Source organism: Clavibacter sp. VKM Ac-2872, assembly GCF_015351105.1.
Lineage (GTDB): Bacteria > Actinomycetota > Actinomycetes > Actinomycetales > Microbacteriaceae > Clavibacter.
The window spans coordinates 749,093-761,588 of sequence record NZ_JADKRR010000001.1 but is presented as its reverse complement, the minus strand read 5'-3'; the positions used below and the strand labels follow the sequence as shown (position 1 = coordinate 761,588).

Below are 12,496 nucleotides of genomic sequence, written 5' to 3'. Positions count from 1 at the left end.
AGCACCACCAGGAGGAGGACCGGATGACCAGGACCTGGCGCATCGTCGTCGGCGCGGACGACGCGGGATACGACCACAAGGAGGCGATCAAGGCCGACCTCGAGGCGAGCGGCCTCGTCGCCTCGGTGGTGGACGTGGGCGTCGACGCCGACGGCCACACCAACTACCCGACCGTCGCGACCACCGCCGCCGAGATGGTCGCGCGCGGCGAGGCCGACCGGGCCGTGCTGATCTGCGGCACGGGCCTCGGCATGGCGATCGCGGCGAACAAGGTGGCCGGGATCCGCGCCGTCACCGCGCACGACGGCTTCTCGGTGGAGCGGAGCGTGCTGTCCAACGACGCGCAGGTCCTGTGCATGGGCCAGCGGGTCGTCGGCGTCGAGCTCGCGCGGCGCAACGTGCGCGAGTGGCTGACGTACGAGTTCGACACGTCGAGCGCGTCGGCCGACAAGGTGGACGAGATCCGCGCGTACGAGACGAGGTAGGCGCGTGACCGCGCGGCCGGCGGTGATCGGCGTGAGCCTGAAGATGCACCTCGGGCACGCGGAGACGGTCGCGTGGTGCGAGGCCGTCGCGGCGATCGCGCGCGCGCATCCGGCGACGACGGGCGGCGAGGCCGAGCTCGTGGTGCTGCCGTCGTACCTGTCGGTGCCGGCCGCCGTCGGCATCCTCGACGGGCTCGCCGCCGTGGGCGCGCAGGACCTCGCCACCGAGGACGCCGGGGCGTTCACGGGCGAGGTGTCGGGCGGGCAGATCCGGGAGCTGGGCGGCGCGTTCGTCGAGGTCGGGCACGCCGAGCGCCGGCGCCTCTTCGGCGAGACGGACGAGGTCGTGCGGAGGAAGGCGGACGCGGCGCTGCGGGCCGGGCTGGTGCCGATCCTCTGTGTCGGCGAGGAGGCGCACGGGGATCCGACCGACGCCGCCCACGAGTGCATCCGCCAGCTCGACGACGCGCTCGCCCTCGCCCGCGAGGCCGGGCACGGCGGCCGCATCGTCGTCGCGTACGAGCCGCAGTGGGCGATCGGCGCGGCCGAGCCGGCGCCCGACGCGCACATCCGCGGTGTCTGCCGCCGCCTGCGCGCGCACGTGCGGGGCCTCGACGCGCACCCGGCATCCGCCGTGATCTACGGCGGCAGCGCCGGCCCCGACCTCCTCACCCGCATCGGCGACGACGTCGACGGCCTCTTCCTCGGCCGGTTCGCGCACGACCCGCGGGCGGTCCGGGCGATCCTCGACGAGGTGCACGCGCGCGCCGCGGCCCGCCCGGCGTCCGACGCCGCCCGCTGACGGCAGACTGTCCTGGTGACCACCGGCCTCCCGTTCGACGCGACCTCGATGCCCGCCCGGCAGGGGCTCCGCGACCGCGTCTACGACCTCGTGCTCGACATGCTGATGGGATCCGCGATGGAGCCGGGGTCCCGGCTCGCCATCGACCAGATCGCGCGCGACCTCCACGTCTCCCCCACACCCGTGCGTGAGGCGCTCGTGCAGCTGGAGCGCACCGGTCTCGTCGCGCGCGAGGCCCACAAGGGCTACCGGGTCGCGCCGCCCATCGCCGGGGAGCAGCTGGAGGCGCTGTTCGACGCGCGGCTCGTGCTCGAGAGCGGGGCGACGGCGCTGGCCGCCGCGGATCCGGGTCGGCTCGTGCCCGCGCTCCGGGAGGCCCTCGCCGCGCACGAGGAGACGACCCGGCGGATCCGCGCGGCGGCGGACGGCGCCGAGATGCCGGTCGCGCTCATCCGGGAGTACTTCGTCGTCGACTGGGACTTCCACCACCGGATCTTCGAGGCCACGGCCAACCCGTTCCTCCTCGACATGTCGGAGGCGATATCCACGCGCGTCCACCGCATGCGGCAGACGATGCGCACGGGCGTGCACGACGCCGACGACGCCGTGCACGAGCACCGCGCGATCATCGCCGCGGTCGCCGAGGGTCCCGAGGCGGCGGCCGCCGCGATGCGGGCGCACATCGAGCGGGTGCGGGAGCGGTCGCGCCGGGACGCGGACGACGCGACGTCGGCGTGACGCCCCCTCATCGAGCGCGGGCCGCCTCCTCGCCGTCGCCCCCGGACGCGGATCCGACGCGGAGCTCGTGCTCCTCGCCCGCGATCGAGAACGTGACCACCACATCGCCGCCGTCACGCCGCATGCGGTAGCCGCCCTCGCTCGACGGCGGCGGCCCGCCGTCCACGCTCATCGAGGAAGGCGATCGGTCCGGAGCGGAGGGCGGCGCGGGGACGAAGGACCAGCCCTCCCGACGGCCCACGGACACCGACACCCCTGCGAGCGACGACCCCTCGGCCACAGCCACCATCTGGCCGTCTACGGTGCCGACATCGAGGTACCGGACGGTGCCGAGCATCGAGAACAGGACGTAGAGGCACAGCAGGAGCGACACCCCGACGGCCGTCACCACCGCGAGCGACATCGCGCCGATGCGGATCACGCGGTGCACACCCGCGGTGACCGCTGAGGTCCCGACGACGAGGGCGACGACGAAGGCGAGGCCGCCGCCGATCCACGTGACCTCCCACAGGGTCCCCGGCCCGAGCTCTCCCACGACGAGCACCCGCGCCGGATCAGTGTGCGCGACGAGGACAGCAGCAGCCACGGCGGCCAACGCGAGCACCGATCCCGACACGGCGAGGAGGACTGCGGTGACACGACGGGGCATGCACCCGAGCGTGACATCGCGCGCACGCCGCGTCGTCGGTGAGGAGCAGCACGTCCCTCATCCGAGGAGAGGACTTCTCGCTTGAGCGGGCGGGCGAGCGGGCGAGCGGACCGGCGCCGACTCGTCCCCCGGACTCACCCGATCGGCGCCGGCCCCAGCTCGTCCATCAGCTCCTTGATCGCCACGTAGGCCTTGTTCCGGTACGCGACGAGCGCCGCGGTGCGCTCGGCGGGCACGTCGAGGTAGCCGGATCCGGTCTTGGTGCCGTACTCGCCCGCATCGACGTGCGCCTGGAGCGAGGCCGGCGTCGCGAACCGCTCGGGCCAGCGGGTCTGCAGCGACGCGTAGCAGAACGCGTAGACGTCGAGGCCGGCCATGTCGGCGATCGCGAACGGGCCGAAGACCGGCAGGCGGAAGCCGAAGGTGGTGCGGACGATCGTGTCGATGTCCTCGGGGGTCGCGATGCCCTCCTCCACGATCTGCGTCGCCTCGTGGAAGAGCGCGTACTGCAGGCGGTTGAGCACGAAGCCCGTGGAGTCGGTGACGCGCGCGGTCTCCTTGCCCGTGGCCGCGACGATCTCCTCGGCCATCGCGACGGCCGACTCGTCCGTGCCCGCGTGCGGGATCAGCTCGACGCCCGGGATGAACGGCGCCGGGTTCGAGAAGTGCACGCCGAGGAACCGCTCCGGGTTCGTGACGGCCTCGGCGAGCGAGCCGATGAGGATGGTGGAGGTGTTGGATCCGATGACCGCGTCGGGCCGGGCCGCCGCCGAGATCCGGCGCAGCGTCGCGTGCTTGATCTCGAGCTTCTCCGGCACGGCCTCCTCGATGAAGTCGGCGTCGGCGACGGCCTCCTCGATGGACGCGGCGGGGGTCACGGCGGCGCTGATCCGCTCCACGGCGTCGGCGGGGAACAGCCCGTCGGCGACGAACCTCGCCGCCTCCTCCAGCAGGCGCCCGTGGTTCGCGACGGCGATCTCCTCCGAGATGTCGGCGATGCGCACCCGCGCGCCCGCGAGCGCGAGCACCTGCGCGATGCCGCCGCCCATGTACCCGGATCCGACGATGGCGATGTTGCGTGCGGTCATGGTGCCCTCTCCTAAGCGTCGCGCGTCTGCGGCAGCAGCGTGCGGATGTAGTCGCGGTTCTCCGCGCAGACGCCGAGGCTGTCGCCGCCGTACTGCTCGGTGAGGATGATCCCGTCGAAGCCGAGCTCGACCGCGTCGCGGATCACCTGCCGGTAGTCGATGAGGCCGGCCTTCATGGTGGTGGGCACGCTGGTCGCCCAGCTGCCGTCGGCCGCCTCGTCGCGCATGTAGTTCTTCACGTGCCAGTAGTTGGCGTACGGCAGCGTCTTCGCGTACAGCTCGCGCCAGCTCTCGACGGGGCGGTGCAGGCGGATGAGGTTCGCGACGTCGGGGTTCAGCCCCACGTTGTCGAGGCCGATCTCCTCCACGAGCCGGACCGCGCTGTCGGCCGTGCCGAGGTAGGTGTCCTCGTACATCTCGAGCGCCATGCGGAGGCCGAGGTCGGCGGCGTGCCGGCCGAGCTCGCGGAGGCGCGTGACGGCGGCCGCCCACACCTCGGGGTCGTCGGGGTCCTTCGGGCCCGGGGCGGTCCAGAACCACAGCGCCTTCCGCTGCGCGTCGCTGAACGGCTGGTGCAGGCCCGTCGAGAAGACCTCCATGCCCATCTCGGCGATCGCGTCGATGGTGCGGTGCGCGTAGGCGAGGTTCTGCGCCTCGTGGCCCGGCATGATCACGCTCTGCCGCTGGAGGTGCACCGACGGGATGCCGACGCCGTGGTCCCGGGCGACGGAGACGAGCTCGTCGCGGCGGGCGGGCTCGAGGTCCGCCGGGCGGACATGGCTGTCGGCGAGCTCGGCCAGGGTGAAGCCCTCGCGCGCGATGTCGGCGAACATGCGATCCCACACCGCGGTGTCGGCGTCGTGCAGCGCGGTGCCGTCGCGGCCGACCGTGGCGAAGCCGTGCAGGCACGTGGCGATGGGCCAGTCCGCGGCGGTGAATGCCGGGGCGGGGTGGGTCGCGTTCGTCTCCGGCATGCTGCTCCATCGCGGTCGTCGGGTCCCGGATGCCCGGGATCCAGATCCTATAGGAAATAGCATCCGGGCGGCCAGGGCCGCTCCGGCACCCAGTACGCGTCAGCCGAGCAGCGGTCGCTGCGCCCTCTTCCGCTCCACGTACTCCGCGTGCGCCGCCTGCGTCGAGGGCATCTCGGAGACGCCGGGCACCGGCACGTCCCACCAGCCCTCGCCGTCGGGGCCGTAGACGAGCGGGTCGCTCTCCACGTGGATCACGGTGGTGCGGTCGGACGCCTTGGCGCGCCGCACCGCCTCGCCGAGCGCGGTCGTGGCGTCGGGGCCGGGCGCGACCTCGATCACGTCGACGCCGTAGCTGCGCGCGTTCGCCGCGAGGTCCACGGGCAGCGGCTCGCGGCCCTCGAAGTTCCGCGTCTCCGGGTCGAGCTGCCGGTAGCGGGTGCCGAAGCGCTCGGTGCCGACCGTCTCGGAGAGGTGGCCGATGGACGCATAGCCGTGGTTCTGGATGACGACGACGATGATCTTGATCCCCTCGGCCACCGCCGTCACGAGCTCGGTGTGCAGCATGAGGTAGGAGCCGTCGCCCACCATGACGATCACGTCGCGGTCGTCGCCGAGCGCCTCCGCGCCGCGCTTCACGCCGAGCCCGCCGGGGATCTCGTAGCCCATGCACGAGAACGCGTACTCCACGTGGTAGCCGAGCGCGTCGCGGACGCGCCACAGCTTGTGGAGGTCGCCGGGCAGGGATCCGGCCGCCTGCACGACGACGTCGCGCGGGTCGGTCGCGGCCTGGACGGCGCCGATGATCTCGGGCTGGCCGGGCAGCGCGCCGCCCGTGGGGGCGAGCGCGCGGTCGACGGCGGCGTCCCACTCGCGCTTCTCGCGGGCGATGCGGTCGGCGTACGCGGCGTCGACGCGCGTGCCGGCGAGCGCCTCGATCAGCGCCTCCAGCGTCTCGCGCGCGTCGGCGACCACGGGCAGCTGCGTGCCGTGCTTGTAGGCGTCGAACGCGGCGACGTTGACGTTCACGAAGGTCACGTCCGGGCGCTGGAACGCCGTGCGGCTCGCGGTCGTGAAGTCGGAGTAGCGCGTGCCGATGCCGATCACGACGTCGGCCTCCGCGGCCAGGCGGTTCGCGGCGGTGGATCCGGTGGCGCCGATCCCGCCGACGTACTGCGGGTGGTCCCAGGCGAGGGATCCGCCGCCGGCCTGCGTCGTGCCGACCGGGATGCCCGTGGCCTCGGCGAAGCGCAGCAGCGCCTGCTCGGCCGCGGAGTAGATCACGCCGCCGCCCGCGACGATGAACGGCGTGCGGGCATCCCGGATCGCCTGCACGGCGCGCGCGAGCGGGCCACGCTCGGGCAGGGGCCGGCGCAGGTGCCACTCGCGCGGTGCGAGGAACGCGAGCGGCACGTCGAGCGCCTCCGCCTGCACGTCCTCGGGCAGCGCGATGGTCACGGCGCCGGTCTCGGCCGGGTCCGTGAGCACGCGCATGGCCGCGAGCGCGATCGAGTACAGCTGCTCGGGCCGCTGCACGCGGTCGAAGAAGCGGGACAGCGGGCGGAAGGCGTCGTTGACGCTGAGCCCTAAGTCGTGCGGGTGCTCGAGCTGCTGCAGCACCGGATCCGCCACCCGGGTCGCGAACGTGTCGCTCGGCAGGAGCAGCGCCGGCAGCCGGTTCGCCGTCGCGAGGGCCGCGCCCGTGAGCATGTTGGCGGCGCCCGGCCCGACCGATGCCGCGCTCGCGTAGGTCGCGAGGCGGCGGTGCATGCGCGCGAAGCCGACGGACTGATGGACCATCGCCTGCTCGTTGCGGGCTTGGTGGTACGGCATGAGGTCGGGATCCTGCGTGTTGGCCTGCATGAGGGCCTGGCCGATGCCGGCCACGTTGCCGTGGCCGAAGATCCCGAAGACGCCGGGGATGGTGCGCTCGCGGTGGTCGCCGTCGACCGTCCACTGGTTCGCGAGGAACGCGACGAGCGCCTGGCTGACGGTCATGCGGGTGGTGGGCTCGGTCATCGGGACGCGGCTTCCTGGTCGGGGTCGGAGGCGTGGGGCGTGTCGCCGGCGGCCGCGGCGTCGGCGGTGAACGGCAGGCGCGGGTCGATCTCCTGCCCGGCCCACGTGCCGCGGATCCAGCCGTGCGCCGGGTGGTCGCTGATGAGCCAGGCGCGGTCGGCGCTCGGACCCGCCATCACGTTGAGGTAGTAGAGGTCGTAGCCGGGCGCCGCGACGGCCGGCCCGTGGTAGCCGTACGGCACGAGCGCGACGTCGCCCGTGCGCACGACGGCGTCGATCGCGATCTCCCCCGCGGGCGACGAGGAGGTGTGGAAGAGGCCGAACGGGTCCGCGTCGGCAGGCGCCTCGAGGCCCTTCCCGACGGCGGTCTCGAAGTAGTAGATCTCCTCCAGCTCCGACTCCTCCCCCGGCCTGTCCTCGTCGTGCTTGTGCGCCGGGTAGCTCGACCAGTTCTCGGCCGGCGTCAGCACCTCGCAGACGATGAGGCGCTCGGCGTCGAGGGATCCGGGCGTGCCGGGGGTCCCGAAGTTGTGCACCTGGCGGCTCGACCGGCCGGCGCCGCGCAGCTCGACGGGCACGTCCTCGCGGGCGATCCGGTGGCTCGGCACGTGCCGGGTGGCGGGCGACTCGGCGACGGCCACGCGGCCGGATCCGGTGAGCACCGCGCTCGCGTCGCACGACAGGTAGAGCACGTCCGTGGGTCCCGCGAAGACGGACGCGCGGCCCTCGAGGTCGGTGACGCGCTCCTCGCCGTCGGCCTCCCGGTGCCGCACGGCGAAGGATCCCGCGAGCGGCACGACCATGCGCTCCACTCCCGCGGCCGGCAGCGCGAGCTCCTCGCCGTCGGCGAGCACGGCGACCCGGAGGCCCGTGTGCTGCCAGCCGGGGACGGATCCGTCGACCACGCTCTCCCAGCCGTCGCGGCCGATGCTGCCACGCGGGTGCAGCCACTCGTTCGTCGTCATGCGCGTCTCCGTCGTCGTCGGGTGCCCGGCCGGCCGGGTGGGGGGGTGTCAGTTCTGCGGGAAGCCGAGGTCGACGCCGCCGTGCGACGGGTCGAGCCAGCGGCTGGTGATCGCCTTGGCTTGCGTGAAGAACCGCACGCCCTCGGCCCCGTGCGCCTTGGTGTCGCCGAAGAGGCTCGAGCGCCAGCCGCCGAACGAGAACGTGGCGACGGGCACGGGGATGGGGACGTTGATCCCGATCATGCCGACCTGCACCTCGTTCTGGAAGCGGCGCGCGGCCCCGCCGTCGTTCGTGAAGATCGCCGTGCCGTTGCCGAACGCGCCCGCGTTGATGAGCGCCACGCCCTCCTCGTAGGAGCGCACGCGCACGACGCCCAGCACGGGTCCGAAGATCTCCTCCGTGTAGGCGCGCGAGCTCGTAGGCAGCTCGTCGATGAGCGTCGGGCCGAGCCAGAAGCCGTCGGCCTCGCCGTCCACCTCGATGCCGCGGCCGTCGACGACGACGCGCGCGCCGTCCTCCTCGGCGATGGCGATGTAGGAGGCGACCTTGTCGCGGTGGGCCTCGGTGACGAGCGGCCCCATGTCGCAGCCGCGGCGACCGTCGCCCACGCGGAGGCCCGACATGCGCGACGTGATCCGCTCGATGAGCGCGTCCGCGACGGGCTCGACCGCGACGACCACGGAGATCGCCATGCAGCGCTCGCCCGCCGAGCCGAAGCCCGCGTTCACGGCGGAGTCGGCCACGAGGTCGAGGTCGGCGTCGGGCAGCACGAGCATGTGGTTCTTGGCGCCGCCGAGGGCCTGCACGCGCTTGCCGTGCTTCGTGCCCGTCTCGTAGACGTACTGGGCGATGGGCGTGGATCCGACGAACGAGATCGCGCGCACGTCCGGGTGCGTGAGCAGCCCGTCCACCGCCTCCTTGTCGCCGTTGAGCACGGTGAAGACGCCGTCGGGGAGGCCCGCGCGCTTCCACAGCTCGGCGATCCAGATGGCGGCGCTCGGGTCCTTCTCGCTGGGCTTGAGGATCACGGCGTTGCCGGCCGCGATGGCGATGGGGAAGAACCACATCGGCACCATCGCGGGGAAGTTGAACGGCGAGATGATCCCGACGACGCCGAGCGGCTGCTTCGTCGAGTACACGTCGACGCCCGTGGACACCTGCTCCGAGTACTCGCCCTTGAGGTGGTGCGCGAGGCCGGTCGCGAACTCCACGACCTCCTGGCCGCGGGTGATCTCGCCGAGCGCGTCGCTCACGACCTTGCCGTGCTCCGACGTGATGATCTCCGCGAGCTCGCCCTTCTCGGCCTCCAGCAGCTCGCGGAAGCGGAAGAGGATCGCCTGCCGCTTGGCGAGCGACAGGTCGCGCCAGGCGGGGAACGCGGCGTGCGCCGACGCGACGGCGCGCTGGATCTCGTCGCCGTCGGCGAGCGCGACCTCCTTCGTGACGACGCCGCGCGCGGGGTCGTAGACGGGAGCCGTGCGGCCGGAGGCCGAGGGCGAGCGGGCACCGTCGATCCAGTGCGGGACGACGGGGAGCGGGGCGGTGTCGGTCATGGTGTCCTCAGGCGGTCGGGATCGGATGTCAGGAGCGGGGGCGGCCGTGCACCAGGTCGACGGCCTGGTCGACCGCGCGGGCGACGTCGCCGTCGGCCGGGTGGATCAGCGTGCGGCCGACGACGAGGCCGCGGACGCCGGGGAGGTCGAGCGCGTGCTCCCAGCCGGCCCAGGTGTCCTCGCTCGCGCCCTGCGGATCCCCGCCGAGCAGCAGCGTGGGCAGGGTGGTCGCGGCCATGACGCGGGCCATGTCGTCGACGACGGGCAGCTTCATCCACGTGCGCGCGGACGACGAGCCGAGGCCCGACGCGACGGCGATCGAGGTGATCACGGCGTCGGGCGTGAGGTCGTTGACGATCCGGCCGTCCTGCCAGGCGCTCATGAACGGCTCGAGCATGATCGGCAGGCCGGCGCGCACGGCGGCGTCGACCGCGCGGGCGTTGGCCTCGAGGGTCGCGGCCGTGCCGGCGTCGCCGAGGTTGATCCGCACGAGCGTCTTCGCGAAGTCGAGGCCGTCGCGCACGATGCCATCCACGTCGTAGGCCGTGAAGCGGTCGTCCATCTCGAAGGTCGCGCCGCGCAGGCCGCCGCGGTTCATGGATCCGACGACCACCTTGTCGTCGAGGAGGCCGAGGAGCGCGAGGTCGTCGACGATGTCCGGGGTGCCGAGCACCCCGTCGACGCCGTCGCGCGTGAGGGCGGTGGCGAGGCCGGCGAGCAGCTCGTCGCGGTCGGCGAGCGCCATCGGGTCGTCGCCGACGCCGAGGGCGCCGCGCGCGGGGTGGTCGGCGGCGACGATGAGCAGGCGGCCGTCGTCGCGGATCAGCGGGCGGCGCGCGCGGGCGGCGAGCGCGCGGGCGACGGCGTCGGGGTCCGTGGCGCGCAGGTCGCGGAGGGCGGCGAGCGCGCCCGGGAGGTCGCCCGCGCGGACGAGCTCGGCGGGCGCCCTGGCGGCGTCGACCGCGGTCATCGGATCCGCTCCAGCACCGCGTCGACCTCGGCGGTCGTCGGCATGGCGGTGGAGCACTCGCGGCGGGAGGCGACGATGGCGCCCGCGACGTTGGCGAAGCGCAGGATCCGCTCGAGGTCCCAGCCGGCGAGCAGCCCGTGCACGAGCGCGCCGCCGAAGCCGTCGCCCGCGCCGAGGCCGTTGACGACCTCGACCGGGTACGGCGGCACCTCGACGGTCGCCTCGCGCGTCTTCGCGAGCACGCCCTTCGGGCCCTGCTTGACGATCGCGAGCTCGACGCCGCGGTCGAGCAGCGCGTCGGCGGCCCGCAGCGGATCCGTCTCCCCCACCGCGATCTCGCACTCCTCGCGGTTGCCCACCGCGACCGTCACGTGCTCGAGCGCGCGGCCGACCTCGCGGGTCGCGTCCGCGGGCGACGACCAGAACATCGGCCGGTAGTCGAGGTCGAGCACCGTGAGCGGCCGGCGGGCGCGGGCGGCCCAGGCGGCGTGGTGGGCGCTGCGGCTCGGGTCCTCGCTGAGGCCCGTGACGGTGGACCAGAAGACGCGCGCGCCCTCGATGGCCGCGGTGTCGAGCGCGTCGGCCTCGATGCAGAGGTCGGGCGCCTTCGGGCGGCGGTAGAAGTAGAGGGGGAAGTCGTCGGGCGGGAAGATCTCGCAGAAGGTGACGGGCGTCGGCAGGTCGTCGACGGGCGTGACGAACTCCGCGGAGACGCCGAGGCGCTCGAGCTCCCGCGTGACGTAGCGGCCGAACGGGTCGTCGCCGACGCGCGAGATCAGCGCGGCGGATCGGCCGTGCCGGGCGGCCGCGACCGCCACGTTGGCCGCGCTCCCGCCGAGGTACTTGCCGAAGGTCTCGACGTCCTCGAGGCCCACGCCGTCCTGGAGCGGGTAGAGGTCGACGCCGACTCGGCCGATCGTGATCACGTCGTGGATCGGGGTCGGGGCAGGGCTCATGTCGGCGCTGCTTTCTCTTCGGCGGGAGGGGCGGTGCTGATGCCCCTTCAACGTAGCCTATGTTCTGACATGTGCACATGGTCTGGCATGCCGGATCCGCCCGGCTCAGTCGAGCGGCAGGTGCATCACGTGCAGGCCGACGAGCCCGTCGTCCGCGTGGTCGAACGCCTCCGGGACGGTCCCGACGATCCGGAAGCCGAGCGACCGCCACAGGTGCACCGCCGCGTGGTTCGTCTCCACGACCGCGTTGAACTGGATCGCCCGGTAGCCCTCCGCGCGTGCCCACGCGATGACGTGCTCGCCGAGCGCGCGCCCCACGCCGCGGCCACCGTGCGCGGGATCCACGAGGAACGATCCCGTGGCGACGTGCGCGCCGCGGCCCGGCCGGTTCGGGCCGGCCTTCGCGGATCCGAGGACGGTGCCGTCGTCGCCCACCGCCACGAAGGTGCGGCCCGGCGCCTCCGCCATCCAGTTCGGGCGGGCCTCCTCGAGCGACTGCCCGGCCGGGAGCGCGTAGGTGCGCCCGGCGTCGACGATCGCGCGGTAGAAGGGGTGGACGCGCGTCCAGTCCGCGTCGATGGCGGGGCGGATCTGCATGCCGTCGAGGCTATCCGGCGGCTGCCGCGACGCCGAGCGCGGGCAGCAGCACCTCGTCGACCACCGCGACGAAGAACGCGCGTCGCACCGGTCCGCGGCCGGCGGCGAGCCGCTGCGTGCTCATCGCCGGGACGACCTCGGCGAGCATCGCCAGGGCGGCGGCGGAGCGCGCGGGCGCCTCGCCCCGCTCGACCCCGCGACGGAGCAGGCGGCCGTAGACCTCGACGTACGGATCCGTGACCTCGGAGCGGATCGCCCGCGCCAGGCGCTCGGAGCCGCGCATCGCGGGCGCGAGTCCGGCGAACACGGCCGCGCGGCGGTCGGGGCCGCCGAGCCAGCCCGAGTCGACGACGGCCAGGAGGTCGTCGCGCAGGGATCCGGTGTCGGGCAGGGTCTCGGCCTCGGGCGGGCGGCCGACGCTGCGGATCGCGGCGAGCACGAGGTCCTCCTTCGTCGCCCAGCGCCGGTAGATCGTGGTCTTCGCGCGTCCGGTGCGGGCGGCGACCTCGTCGAGGGCCATGCCGTCGTAGTCCCGCTCGGCGACGAGGTCGAGGGCGGCGGCGAGGATCGCGGCGTCGCCCGAGCGGTCGACGGGCCGGCCGACGCGGGGTCGGGGTGCGGGGGCCGGCGTGTCCATCCGGACCAGGATAGGCCCGTCGCGGAGTTCCGCTACTCGGGAGTATCGTTTCATTCCGCAGACCG

Annotated in this window: 13 protein-coding genes; 3 read left to right on the top strand and 10 right to left on the bottom strand. The window is 73.7% G+C overall.

Translation table 11 applies throughout. The features are described from left to right. Positions 1-23 precede the first annotated feature (23 nt). The 3 genes from ITJ40_RS03755 to ITJ40_RS03745 are packed head-to-tail and all read left to right on the top strand — an operon-like array spanning position 24 to position 2,025. Positions 24-485: a ribose-5-phosphate isomerase gene (locus ITJ40_RS03755; protein WP_194665804.1), complete on the top strand. Its 462-nt coding sequence runs from the start codon at positions 24-26 to the stop codon at positions 483-485. A 4-nt stretch (positions 486-489) separates the two neighbouring features. After that, positions 490-1,287 (top strand): triose-phosphate isomerase family protein, encoded by a 798-nt coding sequence (locus ITJ40_RS03750; RefSeq protein WP_194665803.1) that lies wholly within the window; start codon positions 490-492, stop codon positions 1,285-1,287. A gap of 15 nt (positions 1,288-1,302) precedes the next feature. After that, positions 1,303-2,025 carry a GntR family transcriptional regulator gene (locus tag ITJ40_RS03745; RefSeq protein WP_370531990.1) on the top strand — a complete coding sequence of 241 codons (723 nt, stop codon included), beginning with the start codon at positions 1,303-1,305 and terminating at the stop codon, positions 2,023-2,025. Positions 2,026-2,032: 7 nt separating this feature from the next. Here ITJ40_RS03745 and ITJ40_RS03740 read toward each other — a convergent pair whose 3' ends face one another. The 10 genes from ITJ40_RS03740 to ITJ40_RS03695 all read right to left on the bottom strand — a co-directional run bounded on the left by ITJ40_RS03740 (position 2,033) and on the right by ITJ40_RS03695 (position 12,431). Beyond that, positions 2,033-2,674 carry a hypothetical protein gene (locus ITJ40_RS03740; RefSeq protein ID WP_194665802.1) on the bottom strand — a complete coding sequence of 214 codons (642 nt, stop codon included), beginning with the start codon at positions 2,672-2,674 and terminating at the stop codon, positions 2,033-2,035. Positions 2,675-2,808: 134 nt separating this feature from the next. Continuing rightward, positions 2,809-3,762, bottom strand: coding sequence for a 3-hydroxyacyl-CoA dehydrogenase family protein (locus tag ITJ40_RS03735; RefSeq protein WP_194665801.1), 954 nt, complete (start codon positions 3,760-3,762; stop codon positions 2,809-2,811). A gap of 11 nt (positions 3,763-3,773) precedes the next feature. Next, the gene (locus tag ITJ40_RS03730) at positions 3,774-4,736 is read right to left on the bottom strand and encodes a sugar phosphate isomerase/epimerase (RefSeq protein WP_194665800.1); all 963 of its coding nucleotides are present in this window, start codon (positions 4,734-4,736) and stop codon (positions 3,774-3,776) included. A 99-nt stretch (positions 4,737-4,835) separates the two neighbouring features. Then, positions 4,836-6,752, bottom strand: a complete 1,917-nt coding sequence (gene iolD, locus ITJ40_RS03725) for a 3D-(3,5/4)-trihydroxycyclohexane-1,2-dione acylhydrolase (decyclizing) (protein WP_194665799.1) — start codon at positions 6,750-6,752, stop codon at positions 4,836-4,838. Further along, the gene (iolB, locus tag ITJ40_RS03720; protein ID WP_194665798.1) at positions 6,749-7,717 is read right to left on the bottom strand and encodes a 5-deoxy-glucuronate isomerase; all 969 of its coding nucleotides are present in this window, start codon (positions 7,715-7,717) and stop codon (positions 6,749-6,751) included. Before iolB ends, iolD begins: the two co-directional genes overlap by 4 nt. A gap of 48 nt (positions 7,718-7,765) precedes the next feature. Beyond that, on the bottom strand, positions 7,766-9,271 hold the full coding sequence (locus tag ITJ40_RS03715) for a CoA-acylating methylmalonate-semialdehyde dehydrogenase (RefSeq protein WP_194665797.1): 1,506 nt from the start codon (positions 9,269-9,271) through the stop codon (positions 7,766-7,768). A gap of 28 nt (positions 9,272-9,299) precedes the next feature. Continuing rightward, positions 9,300-10,241 (bottom strand): deoxyribose-phosphate aldolase, encoded by a 942-nt coding sequence (locus tag ITJ40_RS03710; protein ID WP_194665796.1) that lies wholly within the window; start codon positions 10,239-10,241, stop codon positions 9,300-9,302. Then, positions 10,238-11,197 (bottom strand): 5-dehydro-2-deoxygluconokinase, encoded by a 960-nt coding sequence (gene iolC, locus ITJ40_RS03705; protein WP_194665795.1) that lies wholly within the window; start codon positions 11,195-11,197, stop codon positions 10,238-10,240. Before iolC ends, ITJ40_RS03710 begins: the two co-directional genes overlap by 4 nt. 105 nt (positions 11,198-11,302) lie before the next feature. Then, a complete protein-coding gene (locus ITJ40_RS03700; protein WP_194665794.1) occupies positions 11,303-11,794 on the bottom strand; it encodes a GNAT family N-acetyltransferase in 492 nt (163 codons plus the stop codon). A gap of 10 nt (positions 11,795-11,804) precedes the next feature. Beyond that, a complete protein-coding gene (locus ITJ40_RS03695; protein WP_194665793.1) occupies positions 11,805-12,431 on the bottom strand; it encodes a TetR/AcrR family transcriptional regulator in 627 nt (208 codons plus the stop codon). Positions 12,432-12,496 lie beyond the last annotated feature (65 nt).

What these genes read in the sequence shown, in the direction of transcription:
- ITJ40_RS03755 (WP_194665804.1), top strand. Translation starts at nt 24, where the DNA reads ATGACCAGGACCTGGCGCATCGTCGTCGGCGCGGACGACGCGGGATAC.
- ITJ40_RS03740 (WP_194665802.1), bottom strand. Translation starts at nt 2,674, where the DNA reads ATGCCCCGTCGTGTCACCGCAGTCCTCCTCGCCGTGTCGGGATCGGTG.
- ITJ40_RS03735 (WP_194665801.1), bottom strand. Translation starts at nt 3,762, where the DNA reads ATGACCGCACGCAACATCGCCATCGTCGGATCCGGGTACATGGGCGGC.
- ITJ40_RS03730 (WP_194665800.1), bottom strand. Translation starts at nt 4,736, where the DNA reads ATGCCGGAGACGAACGCGACCCACCCCGCCCCGGCATTCACCGCCGCG.
- iolD (WP_194665799.1), bottom strand. Translation starts at nt 6,752, where the DNA reads ATGACCGAGCCCACCACCCGCATGACCGTCAGCCAGGCGCTCGTCGCG.
- iolB (WP_194665798.1), bottom strand. Translation starts at nt 7,717, where the DNA reads ATGACGACGAACGAGTGGCTGCACCCGCGTGGCAGCATCGGCCGCGAC.
- ITJ40_RS03715 (WP_194665797.1), bottom strand. Translation starts at nt 9,271, where the DNA reads ATGACCGACACCGCCCCGCTCCCCGTCGTCCCGCACTGGATCGACGGT.
- ITJ40_RS03710 (WP_194665796.1), bottom strand. Translation starts at nt 10,241, where the DNA reads ATGACCGCGGTCGACGCCGCCAGGGCGCCCGCCGAGCTCGTCCGCGCG.
- iolC (WP_194665795.1), bottom strand. Translation starts at nt 11,197, where the DNA reads ATGAGCCCTGCCCCGACCCCGATCCACGACGTGATCACGATCGGCCGA.
- ITJ40_RS03700 (WP_194665794.1), bottom strand. Translation starts at nt 11,794, where the DNA reads ATGCAGATCCGCCCCGCCATCGACGCGGACTGGACGCGCGTCCACCCC.
- ITJ40_RS03695 (WP_194665793.1), bottom strand. Translation starts at nt 12,431, where the DNA reads ATGGACACGCCGGCCCCCGCACCCCGACCCCGCGTCGGCCGGCCCGTC.